The sequence below is a fragment of the Haloarchaeobius sp. FL176 genome, from assembly GCF_024609245.1.
Lineage (GTDB): Archaea > Halobacteriota > Halobacteria > Halobacteriales > Natrialbaceae > Haloarchaeobius.
Window position 1 is genome coordinate 76,849 of sequence record NZ_JANJYH010000007.1, and the last position, 15,909, is coordinate 92,757.

15 protein-coding genes are annotated in these 15,909 nt (G+C 67.3%); 3 read left to right on the forward strand and 12 right to left on the reverse strand.

Annotated features, from left to right (window positions below):
• Positions 1-91 precede the first annotated feature (91 nt).
• Both NO978_RS13905 and NO978_RS13910 read left to right on the forward strand, forming a co-directional pair.
• Positions 92-1,030 carry an ABC transporter ATP-binding protein gene (locus NO978_RS13905; protein ID WP_257300196.1) on the forward strand — a complete coding sequence of 313 codons (939 nt, stop codon included), beginning with the start codon at positions 92-94 and terminating at the stop codon, positions 1,028-1,030.
• A gap of 118 nt (positions 1,031-1,148) precedes the next feature.
• Positions 1,149-1,922 carry an ABC transporter permease gene (locus tag NO978_RS13910; protein WP_257300197.1) on the forward strand — a complete coding sequence of 258 codons (774 nt, stop codon included), beginning with the start codon at positions 1,149-1,151 and terminating at the stop codon, positions 1,920-1,922.
• Here the strand turns inward: NO978_RS13910 and nucS are convergent.
• The 4 genes from nucS to NO978_RS13930 all read right to left on the reverse strand — a co-directional run bounded on the left by nucS (position 1,919) and on the right by NO978_RS13930 (position 5,697).
• Positions 1,919-2,677: an endonuclease NucS gene (gene nucS, locus NO978_RS13915; protein ID WP_257300198.1), complete on the reverse strand. Its 759-nt coding sequence runs from the start codon at positions 2,675-2,677 to the stop codon at positions 1,919-1,921. The two genes, NO978_RS13910 and nucS, sit on opposite strands and share 4 nt — an antisense overlap.
• 83 nt (positions 2,678-2,760) lie before the next feature.
• Positions 2,761-3,816, reverse strand: a complete 1,056-nt coding sequence (locus NO978_RS13920; protein WP_257300199.1) for a PAS domain-containing sensor histidine kinase — start codon at positions 3,814-3,816, stop codon at positions 2,761-2,763.
• Between the two features lie 46 nt (positions 3,817-3,862).
• Entirely contained in the window at positions 3,863-4,675 is an 813-nt protein-coding gene (locus NO978_RS13925; RefSeq protein WP_257300200.1) for an ABC transporter permease, read from the reverse strand.
• Entirely contained in the window at positions 4,672-5,697 is a 1,026-nt protein-coding gene (locus NO978_RS13930; RefSeq protein WP_257300201.1) for an ABC transporter ATP-binding protein, read from the reverse strand. The genes NO978_RS13925 and NO978_RS13930 overlap by 4 nt, the downstream gene beginning before the upstream one ends.
• Positions 5,698-5,807: 110 nt before the next feature.
• Between NO978_RS13930 and NO978_RS13935 the strand changes: the two genes are divergently transcribed.
• On the forward strand, positions 5,808-6,809 hold the full coding sequence (locus tag NO978_RS13935; protein ID WP_257300202.1) for a hypothetical protein: 1,002 nt from the start codon (positions 5,808-5,810) through the stop codon (positions 6,807-6,809).
• Positions 6,810-6,824: 15 nt separating this feature from the next.
• Here the strand turns inward: NO978_RS13935 and NO978_RS13940 are convergent, their stop codons facing one another.
• The 8 genes from NO978_RS13940 to NO978_RS13975 all read right to left on the reverse strand — a co-directional run bounded on the left by NO978_RS13940 (position 6,825) and on the right by NO978_RS13975 (position 15,867).
• A complete protein-coding gene (locus NO978_RS13940; RefSeq protein ID WP_257300203.1) occupies positions 6,825-7,625 on the reverse strand; it encodes a CBS domain-containing protein in 801 nt (266 codons plus the stop codon).
• A gap of 210 nt (positions 7,626-7,835) precedes the next feature.
• Positions 7,836-9,296 carry a DHHA1 domain-containing protein gene (locus NO978_RS13945; RefSeq protein WP_257300204.1) on the reverse strand — a complete coding sequence of 487 codons (1,461 nt, stop codon included), beginning with the start codon at positions 9,294-9,296 and terminating at the stop codon, positions 7,836-7,838.
• Positions 9,297-9,358: 62 nt separating this feature from the next.
• Positions 9,359-11,041, reverse strand: coding sequence for an NADH-quinone oxidoreductase subunit N (locus NO978_RS13950; RefSeq protein ID WP_257300205.1), 1,683 nt, complete (start codon positions 11,039-11,041; stop codon positions 9,359-9,361).
• Complete coding sequence (locus NO978_RS13955) at positions 11,041-12,606, reverse strand: NuoM family protein (protein ID WP_257300206.1); 1,566 nt, start codon at positions 12,604-12,606, stop codon at positions 11,041-11,043. The genes NO978_RS13950 and NO978_RS13955 overlap by 1 nt, the downstream gene beginning before the upstream one ends.
• Complete coding sequence (gene nuoL, locus NO978_RS13960; protein ID WP_257300207.1) at positions 12,603-14,681, reverse strand: NADH-quinone oxidoreductase subunit L; 2,079 nt, start codon at positions 14,679-14,681, stop codon at positions 12,603-12,605. The genes NO978_RS13955 and nuoL overlap by 4 nt, the downstream gene beginning before the upstream one ends.
• A 2-nt stretch (positions 14,682-14,683) precedes the next feature.
• On the reverse strand, positions 14,684-14,989 hold the full coding sequence (gene nuoK, locus NO978_RS13965; RefSeq protein ID WP_257300208.1) for an NADH-quinone oxidoreductase subunit NuoK: 306 nt from the start codon (positions 14,987-14,989) through the stop codon (positions 14,684-14,686).
• A complete protein-coding gene (locus NO978_RS13970; RefSeq protein WP_257300209.1) occupies positions 14,990-15,601 on the reverse strand; it encodes a hypothetical protein in 612 nt (203 codons plus the stop codon).
• Positions 15,598-15,867, reverse strand: a complete 270-nt coding sequence (locus NO978_RS13975) for an NADH-quinone oxidoreductase subunit J (protein WP_257300210.1) — start codon at positions 15,865-15,867, stop codon at positions 15,598-15,600. Before NO978_RS13975 ends, NO978_RS13970 begins: the two co-directional genes overlap by 4 nt.
• Positions 15,868-15,909: the final 42 nt, after the last annotated feature.

Consider the following 15,909-nt stretch of genomic DNA (forward strand, 5'->3'; position numbering starts at 1 on the left):
GCTGTAACTTAATCTTGCCGACAGTTGGAATTTTCCGATGCACGCACCGGAAGTCGGAGGGTCTTACCCGCTGGCACCCGAACGCGGGAGCATGACGGTACTCGCCACCGACGGCGTCCGGAAGACGTACGGTGAGACGACCGCGCTCGACGGCGTCTCGCTGTCGGTCGAGGCGGGCGAGGTGTTCGCACTCATCGGCCCGAACGGTGCCGGGAAGACGACGCTCGTCCGCTCGCTGACCGGGACTGTCGACCCCGACGAGGGGACGGTCGAACTGCTCGGGACGGCACCACGCGAGGCCGAGGAGGACAGGCTGGGCGTGCTGCCACAGTCGTTCTCTCCGCCCGGCAGGCTCACCGCGCGGGAGGTCGTCGCGTACTACACCGGGCTGTACGAGGACGCCCGCGACGTGGACGAGGTGATGGCGGCGGTGGGCGTCCTCGACGCGGCCGACACCTGGTACGAGAACTGCTCGGGCGGCCAGCAGCGGCGGGTCTGTCTCGGCGCCACCCTCGTCAACGACCCCGACGTGCTCTTCCTCGACGAGCCGACGACGGGCATCGACCCCGCCGGGCGGCGCACCCTCTGGGACCGCATCGAGACGTTGGCCGCGGGCGGGACGACGGTGTTCCTCACGACCCACGACATGAACGAGGCCGAGCGTCTCGCCGACCGGGTCGGGCTGCTCGCAGACGGCGACCTCGTCGCGGTCGGGACCCCCGGAGAGCTCGTCCGCGAACACGGCGGCGACAGACGGCTCACCATCACGGTCGACGGCGACCCGACCGTCGCGGCGGACGCCCTCGGACGGGAGACGACGACCGACGGCGACCGCGTCGTCGCTCGGGGCGTGGAACCGGCGGACATCGGCGGCATCGTCGATGCGCTCGACCGCGCCGCCGTCGAGTACACCGAGCTGGCCTGGGCCGAGCCGTCGCTGGAAGACGTGTACCTGGCACTCGCGGGAGAACGGTTCGAGCCGAGAGCCGGTCGGCCGGTGTCGGCGGCGGACCCGGCGACGGACGACTGAGGTCGGGCGTCGATGGCTTCGTGACCGTCGACGCCCGACCGGGTTCGGCCCGGGCGGGACATCCCCCCTGCGCGCCGAAACCGGTGGGCCTTAGCGCCCGCGGGCCCCAGCCTCGCGCATGACGACGACGAGACGCGTCCAGTCGGAGTTCGTCGCTGCCTGGCACTCCTTCCTGCGTCGGCGAGTCGCGGTCTTCTTCACCTTCTTCTTCCCGGTCCTGCTCGTCGGCATCTTCGGCGCGCTGGTCCAGACCAACCCCGCCGGCGGCGGCCTGTTCGCCGAGGACCCCGCGTACTACGTCCCCGGCTACCTCGCGGTCGTGGTGCTCCAGACGCCGCTCTCTCGGATGGGCTCGGAGGTCGCCCGTCACCGCGAGGGCAGCCGGTTCGAGAAGCTGGCGACGACGCCGCTTTCACGAGCCGAGTGGCTGCTCGCCCACACGCTGGTCAACACGGTCATCATCGCCATCGCGGGCTTCGCGCTGCTCGTGCTGACGGTCGGACTGACGGGTGCGAGCATCACGTTCTCGCCGCTGCTCCTGCTGTACGTCCCTCTCGGGGTCGTGTGCTTCTGCGGCGTCGGCGCGCTGCTCGGTGCGCTCGCCGACTCACAGGACGGCGCTATCACGGCGGCCAACGCCATCGGACTCCCGCTGCTCTTCCTCTCCGAGACGTTCGTCCCGCCGTCGATGCTTCCCGACTGGTTCCATCCGCTCGTCGCGCTCTCGCCGCTGACGTACTTCGCACACGGGCTCCGGCAGGCCATCTGGAGCGGCGCCGACGCCGGTACGGTGCTGCTGGGACTGGACGCCGTCGAGTCGCTGGCGGTGCTCGCGGTGCTCGCCGTGGCCCTCTTCGCCCTCGGTGCCCGTGCCATTCCGGTGACGGACTAGAAGAAATCCGAGAGGGTCTTCTCGCTCGACTCGCGGGTCTCCACCGCGAACTCCGACAGTTCGACGAACTCCAGGCCGTCGTCACGCAGGGCGCGTTGCACCCGGTCGCTCGCCGACGGCGCGACGAGAATGCCTCTGACGTCGGGGTTCGACTCCCTGTACAGCCCCATGTACCGCTTCAACTGGTCGACGTTGTTCAGCGTCGCCTGTCGACGCTTGACCTCGACGACCACCGGCCGGCCTTCGGCGTCCTTCCCGAAGAAGTCGATGTAGCCGTAGACGCTCTCGCGCTCGTGCTCCACCACGCGGAAGCCATCCTCGATGGCCGTCTCGGGGTTGCGCTCGATGTACTCGTGCATCTCGGCCTCGGTCCCGCGCTCCTGATACGTGGCGGTGTCGTCCGCGTCGAAGCGCGTCAGCAGGTGTGGCTCGTGGAGGTACACCCGCAGGTACTCGTTGGGGTTGGACCGGCGAGCGTACAGCAGCGCCGACCCTTCGTCCTCCTCGACCTTGATGGTCGCGCCGCCGGGCATCCAGTTCACCGGCTGGTGCCCCGAGGGCCGGTGGACCAGGAGGGTGCCGTCGGGTTTGGCGACGACCAGCCGGTCGCCGGGGCCGAGGTAGCCGCCGCTTCGCCCGTCGTACTCCACCTCACACGCCGCGAGGCAGGTGACTATCGCCCCGTCGCGCTGGCCCTCCCGGACCACGCGTTCGATCGTCTCCGGCGCCGGGTCCTCGTGCGTTTCCGTCGACACTGCAGTTCGGTACCGGAGTGGTCGTCAAAAGTCGGTCGGTTGGGCGTCGACCCGGTTCGCCCCGACGCCCCGGTGTCACCGGGCTACTCCGCAGTCGCCAGCGGTAAGCTGACGACGAAGACCGCTCCGCGCGGCTCGTTGTCCTCGATGGAGACGGTGCCCCCGAAGCCGGTGACGAGACTGTCGACGAGGAACAGCCCGATACCGGCGCCGGGGCTGTCGATGCCCTGTTCGCCACGGCCGAAGACGACCGCTTTCTGGGAGTCGGGGATACCGGGGCCGTCGTCGGCCACGCGGACGACCGCCGCGTCGTCCTCGACGGTGACGTCAACCGTGACGGTGGGGTGGTCGCGGTCGTGGTGGATGACGGCGTTGCTGAACAGGTTGTCGAACACCGAGGAGAGCATCTCGTTGCCGACGACCTCGACAGCCGGCAGCTCGCCGGTCCGTTCGAACGTCGCCGTCTCGAACTTCTTGCGGTTCTTGACGAGCTGCTCGGAGAGTACGTCGGCGAGGAGCGTCGGCCGGGTCGGGAACTCCTCGCCGCGGGTGATCGCCTCGGCGAGGTCGCGGACTTCTTTCGTGAGCCCGACCGTGTGCCGGACGGCGTCGACGATGTTATCGAACGGTTTGCGCCCCTCCGGGGCGACGTGTGGTTCCAGCTCTTCGGCCCAGCCGAGGACGACGTTCATGTCGTTCCTGATGTCGTGGCGAAGCACCCGGTTGAGCACGTCGAGCTCCTCCGAAAGCTCGGTGAGGCGCTGCTCGCGTGCCTTCTGTTCGGAGAGGTTCCGGAGGACAGCGACCGTCTTGTCGCCGTACCGGTTGAATCTGGCGTCGACAGGGACCTCTTGGCCCTCCTTGTCGAGGAGGTGGATGGTCCGGCGCTCGTTGACGGACTCTCCACCCTCGATGCGGTCGAAGGTGGCTGTGAGTCCGGCGCGGTCGTCGGGCACGACGAATTTTTCCGGGAAATCCGCCAGCGACCACCCCAGTAGTTCCTCACGGGGCCGTCCGGATACGTCCCCCACGCGGGCGTTCGCATCTATCAGTATCCGGTCGTCGTCGAAGACGTAAACCGCGTCCTGAAGAGCGTCGTGTGGCCCATCGAGGACAGGATGGTCCATCTGGCCGGCCATACCACCCGTATGCCGCTCTCGTTGTAAGAAGTGTCGGCCCCGCGAGTCAGTAGTGGCCCATCACGCCCTCGCTGCGCGCCCACCGCTGGCAGTAGGTGAACGCGGCGTAGCCGAGGCCGAGGTAGAGCGCCGCTGTGACCACGAGCACGCCGAGTTCGTCGGCGGGCAGCTCCCAGAGCGCCGTCCCGTCCTCCATCGCCCACCGGAGGAGGTAGCTCCCCTGGGCCAGCGGCAGCCACTTCAGCACCGGGTACTCCCCGACGGGGGCGGAGATGAGGCCGATGAACAGGAACTGGACCAGCTGGAACGCGTTCTCGATGCGCTTGAAGCGGATGGCCAGCCCGCCGAAGACGAAACCGACGCCGACCGCCGGCATGACGGCCAGCACGCCGAGCGGGAGCACCGTCAGCGGGTCGAGCGCGAGCGACTGGCCGGTCACCAGAAGCATGAACGCGAGCGTCACCGCACCCCAGAGGAACGCCTCGGCGAGGTTGACGGCGGTCTTCCCGAGCATCACCCGGCCGAAGCCGAACGGGGACATGAACAGCTGTTCGAGGGTCCCCCACTGGGCCTCCCGGGTCACGTTCCACGAGAGCCCCGAGTACGCCGAGATGGACATGCTCCAGAGGAGGTAACCGACGACGAGCCCGCCGATGGTGTCCTCCATGGCCGCCGGTGCGAGGGCCTGCCCGCCGAAGAACAGCACCAGGAATACGAGGAAGATGGTCCCGAACTGCGAGAGGGTGTTTACCGGGTAACGCAGCAGCAGGACGACGCGCTTGCGTGCGGACTGCCGGAGGAAGCCGAGATACCCCCGAACGCCGGTGTCGACGGTCGCCGCCTCGCCGACGGAGCTCACGCGGCGTCACCCCCGTTGGCCCGCCCGGTGACTTCGAGGAAGACGTCCTCCAGGTCGGGGTCGTGTCCGTCGACGTCCGCGAGGCTCAGACCGGCGTCGCGGAGCACGTCGAGCACGTCGTACAGCACGTCACCGTCGGCGAGGGTCACGTCGAACCGCGTACGGTCGCCGGTCTCTGTCCAGTCCGCCGCGTCGAACTCGGCGTCGAGCAGCCCCCGCGTGGCGTCGTCGACGGACTCCTCGACGGTGATGCGGTAGGCCTGCGTCTCGAACACCCCCACGAGTTCGTCGACCGGGTCGTCCGCGATGACCGACCCCTCGGAGAGGATGACGACCCGGTCACAGATGTCCTCGACGACGTCCATGTCGTGACTGGAGAGGACGATAGTGATATCCTCCTCCTCGGCGAGCCGGCGGAGCTCGCGTCGAAGTTCGAGCGACGCCTCGACGTCGAGGCCGAGTGTCGGCTCGTCGAGGAACACCACGTCGGTCCCGCGGGCGAGCGTGCAGGCCAGCGACACCTTCTGCTTCTGGCCCCGCGAGAGGTCGTTCACCGGCTCGTCGGCCTTCTCGGCGAGGTCGAAAGCGTCGAGCAGCCGGTCGTGTCGGTCCCTGGTCGCCGCGACCGAGTGCCCGCCGAGGGCGGCGAAGAACTCGAGGTTCTCCCTGACGCTGAGCCTCCAGTAGACGTTCCGTGCCCCCTCGAGCATGGCACCGACGTGTCGGTACACCGCGCGGGGCTGCTCGTGAGCGTCGATGCCGGCGATCTCGACGGTCCCGTGGTCGGGGAGCACCAGCCCGAGGAGCGACTTGATCGTCGTCGTCTTCCCCGCGCCGTTCGGGCCGAGGACACCGACGGTCGTGCCACGCTCGATGGTCAGGTCGACGTCGTCGACCGCACGCACTGCGTCCTGTCCGTCGCCGTACACCTTCGTGAGTCCCTCGACCGAGATGGCAGGCCGTCCGTCGGTCTCGTCGGCCACCGTCTCTCCGTCCCGTTCGAGCGGCGCGTTCGCGCTCATGTCACTCCGTTGTGGAACCCGCACATTAACCGTTTTCAGAACGACATTTCTGTATAGAATATTATGGTTTGGTCGAAACCCTTTCGACTTCCCGACACGGGGACCGAACCATGAGAGACGGAGAGCGAGCGGGTGGCGGTCCGGCCGACGAGTCCGTGCCTCCGGACGAGCCGGTCCCGCCCGCCGACGCGTTCGAGTTGCTCGGCCACGAGATACGGCTCGCGACCATCGAGGCCCTGGCCGAGGAGCGCCGCGAATCGTGGCTTCCACAGGGACTGGGCTTCTCGGAGCTCCGTGAGGCCGTCGGCGTCCGCGACACGGGGAAGTTCAACTACCACCTCGACCAGCTCCGGGGCTCCTTCGTGAACCAGTTCGGCGAGGAGTACGTGCTGACCAACGCCGGGTTCGAACTGGCGGGAGCGCTCCGCGCCGGGACCTTCGACCAGACCGACGGCGACGTCGAGCGTCACGCCGAACTCGACCGGACCTGCCCAATCTGCGAGGCGACGCTCGAAGCGGTGTACGAGCACGGCTACCTCCGGGTACGCTGTCCCGAGCACGACAGAATCCTGACGACTACTCTCCCACCCGCGGCGGTCCGTGGCCGGGAGATGGCGACGGTCGTCTACCTCGCGAACGCACGGACGCGCGACCAGGTCGAGCGCGTTCGCGCCGGCGGCTGTCCCCACTGCTGGGGCCGGAGTACGGTACGCGCGCCAGCGGAGCCGAGCGAAGCCTACCTCCGCGCGCTCTCGGACCGGAGCGGGAGAGACACCGAGGAGCGTGAGATCGAGTACGACCACGAGGGAGACGCGGTGCTCGCCGAATGTGCCTGCGAGGACTGCGGGATGACCTTCTGGCTCCCGGTGTCGGTCTGTGTGGCCCACCACCCCGCCGTCGTCGCCTACTACCACGACAACGGCATCGAGATGGACGGCGACTACCTCGACATGGAGCACGCGACCGGCTCGAACGGCACCGTCGTCTCGGAGGACCCGGTCCGTATCGAGGTCGAGGTACTGGTCGGGGACGCCGACGAGGCGCTCGTGCTCACGCTCGACGAGACGACCGAGGTCGTCGAGAGGGAGACAGTGCCGGCCGACTCCCGGTAGGCCCGTCCTGCGGGCTCACTGCAGTCGCTTCGTCGTCTCGACCAGCGGGTGCCGGGCGTAGTCGACGACCTGCACGTCCTCGAGCGAGCGCAGTCCCTCCTTTTCGGCCGTCTGGGCCATTCCGAGCTCCAGCGGCTCGCCAACGACGATGACGTAGGCGTCCATCTCCCTCATATCGAGCCGGTCGGCCGCCATGACGCGGTGGTGGCCGTCCGCCAGCAGCAGCGTCCCGTCGTTGTCGATGACCACCAGCGGCTCCGCGAGCCCACGCTCGAGCTCGTAACGTCGACCCTCCAGCTCGTCGGCGTAGACCTTCTTCTGCGTGGGTATGAGCCGGTCGAGCTCGACGCGCCGGCGCTCCTGGTCGAGCGTGACGCCGTGGATGTTCTCGAGGGTCCGCCGGAGCTTGCCGACCTTCTCCGGGGTCGCCCGCTCGATCTGGCTCCGGATGACGTCCGCGTTCGAGATGATGCCGACGAGGTTGCCCGCGTCGTCCACCACCGGCAACTTCTGGATGCCCGACCGCATGATGACCCGCGCCGCGTCGGTCACCTTCATCTCCGGGTGGGCGACGATGAGGTCGGTCGACATCACTTTGAATATCGGTTCCTCATCGCCGGCCAGCAGCAGGTCGCGTGCGCTCACGAACCCCTCGACTCGACGACGGTCACACACCGGAAACCCGCTGTGCTCGTCGCTCTCGTCGATGCGCTCGGCGACTTCCCTGACCGTGGCGTCCGGCGACACCGTCACCACGTCCTGGGTCATGTAGTCCCTGACGCGGGGCTTCCCGTGGTCGCTCGGCTCCTCGTCCATAGCGTCCGGTAGCCAGCCCGTGGGCAAAAACCTGCGTTCTCGTCGTCGGCCCATACGTCACTACTCGAATATGAGTGTCTCCAGCGACCGTCTCGGAAGAGCCTATCCGCGTTCGACGGCCGAATCGCACGTTTCGTGGTCGCGATGGTCGGCCTGCCAGCCGTCCCGCATTCCCTACTTGATGCCGGCAGCCGTCCCGCTCCGTGACGGTCACTCCCGGTCGTACGGGAGCCCGGAGCTCCCCCGGGGAGGCGTCACGACGTCGCTGTCGCGTGGCCGTTCGTACCACGCGTCGAAGAACCTGTCAGTGATGATGTCGCGGATGGCCTCGTCGCGTTCCGCCTCGTCCACGAACTCGCCGAAGGCTTGAGTCACCGGTATCTGCGCGCCCGCCATGTCGGCGTGCCCGCCCGCGCTGCCGATCTGGTTGAAGGCAGCCCGGAGCGTCTCACCGAGGTCCACGTCGGTCCCCCGCGCCCGGGCGGAGACGTACGTCGTATCGCCGATGAAGCCGTACACCAGCGTACAGGTGATGCCGGACATCGTCAGCAGTTTGTCCGCGGCCTGCGGGAGTGCGTCGCGGTCCGAGATGGAGCCCACACCCGTGACGATGACCGAACCACGCACCTCTCGGTTCTCGATGGCCCGGGACAGCGTGTCGAGCGTCTCGCCGTCGACGCTCGGCGACTCGATACGGTCCAGCACCGCCTCGTCGACGTACGGGAGCAGTCGTGCCGCGGCCTCGAAGTCAAGCCGCGAGGCCTCCCGCCTGAACTCGTTCGTGTCGATCTGAATCCCGTACAGCAATGCCGTCGCGACCGACTCGTCGAGCCGCACGCCGAGCCGGTGACAGTGGTCAGTCAACAGCGTACTCGTCGAGCCAACGTCCGTCCGGATATCCTGATAACGACCCTGCACCGGACCGCGTGGCGGGTGATGGTCGACGACGATGTCGACGTGGAGCTCCTCGGGCAGCTGGTCGTTGATGCTCGGCCGAGCGTGGTCGACCAGCGCGAAGCCACCGAACTGCCCGAGGTCGTCGTCCGGCCCGAGGGTCCGCAGGTCCAGGTCGAGCAGGTTCACCATCGCGCGATTCTCCTGATGCGAGATATCCCCGTAGTAGCAGGCCTCAGCGTCGGTTCCAGTCGCCTCGGCCAGCCGGCACATCGCGACGCCGCTCGCGATGGCGTCCGGGTCCGGGTTGTCGTGCATCACGACCGCGAGCGTGCCGTCGATCTCGGTGAGCACCTGCCGCAGCCGAAGGGAGTCCCCGACTGCCTCACCGGACACCCGATTGGTCGCCTCCGTCGCGACCACGGCCGTCGGATCGACGACGCTGTCGGCGACCGACCGGAGCGCTGCGGTGTCACCGTCGTGACCTGTGTACGCCAGCAAGAAAGCCTCGGGAAAGCAACGACGGGCAACCGCGGCGACGCGCTGGTTCTGGTCGGCGTCGTCGGCTGCGACGACGACCACCCCCACGTCCTCGAACGCCGCGAGCGTCTCGCGCTCGCTCGGGTCACCGACCGCCGCGTCGACCCCCTCCTCGCGCAGCGTCTTGACGCGGCTCTCGCTCGTGCAGACGGCGCGTGTCTCCCCGGTCCACTCCTCGGTGGCCTCCAGCAGTCGCTGGCCGACGGCCCCACAGCCGAGGAAGAGCCGGGTTACCATACTCCGGTGGTTCCACTCCGCGGGCTAAAACGTATCGACACGAAAGAGAACGGGCGGTCGGCCTACAGCAGGGCCGCAGCGGCCTCGATGGCCGCGTCGGACACCGGACCGAACACGCCGTACATCGCGGTCGTGACGACCGCGGCGAAGATGACGGCGGCGTAGAGGCCGACCGGACGGCTCGATATCTCGAGCGGCTTCTTGTCGTCGGGCCGCTCGTCGAACCACAGCGCCTTGACGAGCTTCGAGTAGTAGTAGAGGCTCACGGCGCTGTTGACGATGGCGACGGCGGCGAGCCAGACGAACCCGCTGTTGACGGTCGCGCCGAACAGCAGGTACTTGCTCAGGAAGCCACCGAACGGCGGCAGCCCGGCCAGCGAGAACATGAACACCGTCATCGCCACGGAGGCGACGGGTGCCTGCCGGCCGAGGCCGGTGAAGTCCTCGAAGGTACGGCCGACGTCCCAGTACTCAGCCAGCGCGATGAACAGGAACGCCCCGGTGTTCATGAACCCGTAGACGAACAGGTGCATCATCCCGCCGGCGAGGACGAACTGGCCGGCCTCGATCTTCGCGGTGGCGGTCGCGCCGCCACCGGAGAGCGCCGCCAGCGACATCAGGACGTAGCCCGCGTGCCCCACGGAGGAGTACGCGAGCATCCGCTTGACCTTGTCCTGGGTGACCGCGGCGAGGTTGCCGAGCGTCATCGTGACGACCGCGAGGATCTGGAAGACCAGCACCCAGTCAGCACCGAGGACGAGAAACTCACCTGCGGACTCGGAGACCTGCAGGAACGCCTCGGTGAACACGCGGAAGGCGATGACGAAGCCGGCTGCCTTCGACGCCGACGAGAGGAACGCGCTGATGGGTGCGGGTGCGCCCTCGTACGCCTCCGGCGCCCAGAAGTGGAACGGGACGGAGGCGGTCTTGAACGCGATACCGCCGACGACCATCACGACACCCATCCCGAGCATGCCCGTGAACTCGCCGGTGATGGCGTTCTGCACCGCCGTCAGCTGGAGCGAGCCGGTCGCGCCGTACACCAGGCTGACACCGTAGGCGAACACGGCGCTGGACAGCGCGCCGACGAGGAAGTACTTCAGCCCCGCCTCGACGCTGCCCTTGTTCTCCTTCAGGAACGCGACGAGCGCGTACGACGGCAGCGACGCGAGTTCGAGCGCGACGAACACCGTCACGAGCGAGTTCGCCGACGCCATCAGCGTCATGCCGGTCCCCGCGAGCAGCACCAGCGCGTAGTACTCCGCCTGGTAGCTGTGCTCGGCGATGTAGTTGTAGCTCGCGACGGTCACCATCGCCGTGACGCTGGCGACGATGACCGCGAAGAGCAGGCTCATCCCGTCGACGACGAGCGCGTCGCCGAACGGGTTGACCGGCTCACCATCGAAGGTGAACAGGAACGCGGCAGCGACGCCGAGTGCGCCGACCGCACCCGCCGTCGAGAGGCCCGCGATGAGCCGACGGTTCTGGGAACCCGGCTGGACGAACAGCGCGAGCGCGAACATGCCGAGCAGCGTGAAGCTGACGAACGACCAGCCGGCGGGACCCAGCCCGAGCGCGTCGGGCAGGGCGATAGCGACGCCGGCCACGGCGAGCGAACCGAGCAGCGACAGCACAGCGATGGGGCCCTTCGTCGAACGACCGATGCTGTCGACGTACAGCACGAGCAGGCCCGTCAGGCCCAGCAGGAACGCCGGTGCCAGGGTGAGCCACGTCGTGTCCGCCATCAGGCACCACCTCCGACGAGGTCCGCGACCGGTCCACTCGCCTCACGGATCATCTCGAAGAAGATGTCCGGCTGCGAACCGAGCGCGATGATCAGCACGAGCAGCACCGCGAGCGGTGCGATGTCGTGCAGCGGTGCGCGACCGACCTCGTAGTCGGTCTCGAGGCTGAACTCGCCGAACAGCGTGCGCTGCATCGCAAGCAGCAGGTAGCCAGCGACGATGACGATACCGAACATCGCCACCGCGGTGAAGGCCGGCATGAGGTTGTAGTTCGCCACGTCGAACGCGCCGGCCTGGAACGCGCCGAGGAACACGTAGAACTCGGCGGCGAACCCGGACATGAGCGGGAGGCCCATGTAGCCGAACGCGCCAGCGATGAGGATACCGACCGTGTACGGCATCTTCGAGGCCATACCGGACATATCCGTCACCATGCGCGTGTGGGTCGTGTTGTAGATGACGCCGACCGCCATGAACATCAGCCCCGAGATGAGGCCGTGGGAGACCATCTGGAACGCCGCGCCGCCGACGCCGTACAGCGTGTAGGCGGCGAGTCCGAGGATGACGTACCCCATCGACGAGACGGACGAGTACGCGACGATGCGCTTGAGGTCCGTCTGTGCCAGCGCGAGCATCGCGCCGTAGATGATGGAGATGACGGCGAACGCGGCGATGATGGGCATGTTCGCCCGGGCCACGTCCGGCAGCATCGTGAAGTTGAACCGCAACAGCGCGTAGGTCCCCATCTTCAGCAGGACACCCGCCAGCAGCACCGACACCGGGGTCGGTGCCTCGACGTGAGCGTCCGGCAGCCAGGTGTGGACCGGGACGATCGGGACCTTCACCGCGAAGCCAGCGAACAGGGCCGTGAACGCGGCGACCTTCAACGTCTCCGCGTCGACGAACGCCAGCGCGTCGGGCTGGACGTTCTCGACGACGAGCGCCTCCGCTGTCTCGGGCATCGCGAACGTCGAGACGGCGTCACCGAGCCCGAAGACGAGCGCGGTGTAGCCGACGAACATCACCAGCGAGGCGATGTTCGTGTAGACGAACATCTTGATGGCCGCGTACTTCCGGCGGGGCCCACCCCAGACACCGATGAGGAAGTACATCGGGACGAGGACGGCCTCCCAGAAGACGAACCAGACGAAGAAGTCCAGCGCCGTGAAGACGCCGAGCAGTCCGGCCTCGAGGAACAGCACGAGGCCGTAGAACTGGGACTGACGCTCGTCGATGGGCGTCCACGCGCTCACGAGTGCGAGCGTGACGAGCACGGTCGTCAGGACGACGAGCGGCATGCTGATGCCGTCGATCCCGACGAACCACTCGATGTCCGGCAGCGGGCCGAGTCCGAGCCAGGTCTCCCGGCTCGTGAACGCGGTGTCACCGCCGAGCAGCGCGTTCCCTGTTGCGTCGTACGTGGCCCACATACCCAGACTCCCGACGAGGGGGATCAGGCTCCAGGCCGTCGCCAGCTTCGCCGCGTAGCGGTCGGAGCCAGCCATGACGACGAGCGATCCGACCAGTGTGACTGCGATGAGCGCTTCTATCGTTCCATCCATCATGCGAACCACCCTCCTGTGACGCCGACGATGAGAAGCAGGGCGACGAGGCCCAGCGCGAGCAGCGCGGCGTAGTTAGTGACGATACCGGTCTGTATCCGCTTGACGTACGAGCCACCGGTGAGGCTCGTGCGGCCGACGCCGTTGACGGCACCGTCGATGATGCCCTGGTCGAACCGGTCGGCCAGCTTCGCGAGGGGCAGCGTCAGCCCCGAGGCCAGCCAGACCTGGTACTCGTCCTGGTAGTAGTTGTTGTACCAGAGCGTCTTGAGACCGCCAAGCTTGTCGGTGTGCTCCTCCGGAGTCGGGGAACGCCCGTAGAGGGCGTACGCGAGGCCGACACCGACGAGGGCCAGCCCAAGCGAGAGCCCGGCCGAGATCAGCACGGTCGTGGACTCGCTACCGAACGCCGTCGCGTCGGCAGTGTAGCCCGAAACGTCGTGGAGCACCTCCTCGTAGTGGTGTGCGGTCAGGTTACTCACCAGCTCCGTCTCGGGGTCGAGGAACTGGTGGAGGTAGTCGATGCCCTTGATCCCCAGCACCTTCTCGACGGGAACCATGTTGACGACGCCGGCGACGGTCGCAAGCGCCCCCAGCACGACGAGGGGCAGCTTGACGTTCCACCGGACCGGTTCGGGGTCCCGTGCCGTCTCGGTACGAGGCTCACCGTGGAAGGTGAGGAACACCATCCGGAAGGTGTAGAACCCCGTGAACAGCACGGCGACGAGCCCCATCGCGTACGCGACGAGGAGTATGGTGCCGGTCGTCCCGGCACTGCCGAGACCGTGGACGAGCACCTCGTAGAGGACCTCGTCCTTCGACCAGAAGCCCGCGAACGGGACGATGCCCGCGAGCGCGAGCGAGCCGGCGAGGAACGTGTAGTAGGTCACGGGCATCTTGTTCTTCAGGCCGCCCATGTCCCACATGTCCTCGTTGTGGTGCATCGCGATGATGACCGACCCCGCACCGAGGAACAGCAGCGCCTTGAAGAACGCGTGGGTCATCAGGTGGAAGGTCGCCGCGACGTATCCACCGCCACCCAGCGCGAGCATCATATACCCGTACTGGGAGATGGTGGAGTACGCGAGCACCTGCTTGATCTCCCGCTTGACGACACCCATCGTCGCTGCGAACAGTGCCGTGAACCCGCCCGTGAGCGCGATAATGGCGAGCACGGTGGGCAGCAGCGCGTAGAAGCCGTACATCCGGGCGACGAGGTAGACGCCGGCCGCGACCATCGTCGCAGCGTGGATGAGCGCGGAGACGGGCGTCGGACCCTCCATCGCGTCCGGCAGCCACGTGTGCAGCGGGAACTGCGCGGACTTGCCGATGACGCCACCGAGGACGAGCAGACCGATGATGCTGAACCACGCCTCGGGACCGAACCCGAGGAACGTCGTCACACCGTGGCCGCCTTCGGCGAGAGCCTCCTCGGCCAGCACCGGGAACGCGGTGTGGCTCTCCGTGCTGACGAAGCGGGAGGTGCCGAACGTCGCGACGATGCCGACGGTCCCGATGAGGAAGAAGTAGTCACCGAAGCGGGTGACCAGGAACGCCTTCTTCGCCGCGGATGCCGGGCCGTCCTCACGGAACCAGAAGCCGATGAGCAGGTACGAGCAGAGCCCGACCAGCTCGAAGAACATGAACGCCATCAGCAGGTTGTCCGCCATGACGAACGCGAGCATCGAGAACGTGAACAGCCCGAGTTCGGAGTAGTACCGCGGGAGTCCCGTCTCGCCCTCGTCGTTCATGTAGCCGAGGCTGAACACGTGGACGAGTAGCGCGATGAGCGAGACGATGACGAGCATCATCGCCGACAGCGGGTCGATGAAGATACCGAAGTGCAGCGGCACCTCCTCGGCCCCGGACCACGTGAACAGGTCCTGCTGGTACGTGCTTCCACCCGCGACCGTAACGAGCGCGAACAGCGAGAGCACGAGCGAGCCGGCCGTCGCGGCGATGCCCGCCGACGCCCCCTTCTTCGGCATGTAGTTGCCGAGCGCGAGGACGGCGAGGAACGACGCGAACGGGAGCGCCACGATAGCGGGCGCGATGTCGAATGCGAGTTCTCCTGCCATCGTTACCACCTCATTGTTGCGGCCTCAGCCACGTCGACGTCTTCGAAGTTGCGATACAGGACGAGGATGATACCGATACCGACGGCGACCTCCGCGGCGGCGAGCGCCATCGTGAACAGGGCGAACACCTGCCCGGTGAGGTTGCCGTAGTACTGGCTGAACGCGACGAGGTTGATGTTCGCCGCGTTGAGCATCAGCTCGACCGACATCAGGAACAGAAGCGCGTTCCGCCGGGTCAGGATACCGAACAGGCCGGTACAGAACACCGCCGCCGAGAGGATGAGATAGTAGCTCGTATCCACTGCCATTCAGTTGTCACCTCCGTCTTCCGTGCCGCCGTCTGCAGCGACCTGCCCGGCGCTGGTGCCGGGCGACTCGTCCGAGTCGCGCAGGCCGAGTGCGGCGACGACCTCGCCGCCTTCGTCGCGGCGGGCGAGGACGACCGCGCCGACCAGTGCCCCGACGAGCACCATGTCGATGATCTCGAACGCGACGAGGAACGTTTCGCCGGGTGCCGAGCGCTGGTCGCTGTCGACCGCGAACATCAGGTAGCCGATGTTCTCGGTGATGCTCGTCCGGGAGATCGCGTAGACGGTGTCGCTCTGGCCGTCACCGGTCGTATCGACCTCTCTGAAGTCCACCCCGACACCGGGGTCGTTCGCGACAGAGACGTTGGCCGTCTCCTCGCTGCCGTTGTACGCGACCGCGTACGTCTGTCCGTTCGCGGAGACGCTGCCGTAGTCGCCGGTCGGCGACTCGGACTGCAACGTCTCGTTCTGGATCGCCGTCGCGTCGTCGAAACCGACGGGGTCACCGAGCGGTGCGCCGACGAACACGACCGCCATGATGACGAACAGGGCGACCGCGATGATTCCCGGGGCCAGATGGCCGCCGAGCCGTAGTTCCGGGCGTGTTGTCATGCCTCTACCACCTCTGTCGTGTCGTCTTCACGCATGAGCATCACGGCGAACGTGATCAGGATGAGTACCCCGCCGACGTAGACCAGAATCTGCATCGCGGCGAGGAACTCTGCCTGTTGCATCACGTAGTGTACCGCGACGCTGAGTAGCGCGACGCCCAGGAAGAGTGCGGAGTGCCACACGTCTTCCACCAGGACGACGCCGACGCTACTTGCCACCGTGACGATGGCGAAGAGCGCGAAGGCGACGAGTTCTGCGAGTGCCATTGTTTGGGTTCTCCTGTCGCTGTATGTTGAAGATTTCGAGAC

Excerpts from the sequence above, each read along its gene's own strand:
- NO978_RS13905 (WP_257300196.1), top strand. The coding sequence starts at position 92 with ATGACGGTACTCGCCACCGACGGCGTCCGGAAGACGTACGGTGAGACG.
- NO978_RS13910 (WP_257300197.1), top strand. The coding sequence starts at position 1,149 with ATGACGACGACGAGACGCGTCCAGTCGGAGTTCGTCGCTGCCTGGCAC.
- NO978_RS13920 (WP_257300199.1), bottom strand. The coding sequence starts at position 3,816 with ATGGCCGGCCAGATGGACCATCCTGTCCTCGATGGGCCACACGACGCT.
- NO978_RS13930 (WP_257300201.1), bottom strand. The coding sequence starts at position 5,697 with ATGAGCGCGAACGCGCCGCTCGAACGGGACGGAGAGACGGTGGCCGAC.
- NO978_RS13935 (WP_257300202.1), top strand. The coding sequence starts at position 5,808 with ATGAGAGACGGAGAGCGAGCGGGTGGCGGTCCGGCCGACGAGTCCGTG.
- NO978_RS13940 (WP_257300203.1), bottom strand. The coding sequence starts at position 7,625 with ATGGACGAGGAGCCGAGCGACCACGGGAAGCCCCGCGTCAGGGACTAC.
- NO978_RS13945 (WP_257300204.1), bottom strand. The coding sequence starts at position 9,296 with ATGGTAACCCGGCTCTTCCTCGGCTGTGGGGCCGTCGGCCAGCGACTG.
- NO978_RS13950 (WP_257300205.1), bottom strand. The coding sequence starts at position 11,041 with ATGGCGGACACGACGTGGCTCACCCTGGCACCGGCGTTCCTGCTGGGC.
- NO978_RS13955 (WP_257300206.1), bottom strand. The coding sequence starts at position 12,606 with ATGATGGATGGAACGATAGAAGCGCTCATCGCAGTCACACTGGTCGGA.
- nuoL (WP_257300207.1), bottom strand. The coding sequence starts at position 14,681 with ATGGCAGGAGAACTCGCATTCGACATCGCGCCCGCTATCGTGGCGCTC.
- nuoK (WP_257300208.1), bottom strand. The coding sequence starts at position 14,989 with ATGGCAGTGGATACGAGCTACTATCTCATCCTCTCGGCGGCGGTGTTC.
- NO978_RS13970 (WP_257300209.1), bottom strand. The coding sequence starts at position 15,601 with ATGACAACACGCCCGGAACTACGGCTCGGCGGCCATCTGGCCCCGGGA.
- NO978_RS13975 (WP_257300210.1), bottom strand. The coding sequence starts at position 15,867 with ATGGCACTCGCAGAACTCGTCGCCTTCGCGCTCTTCGCCATCGTCACG.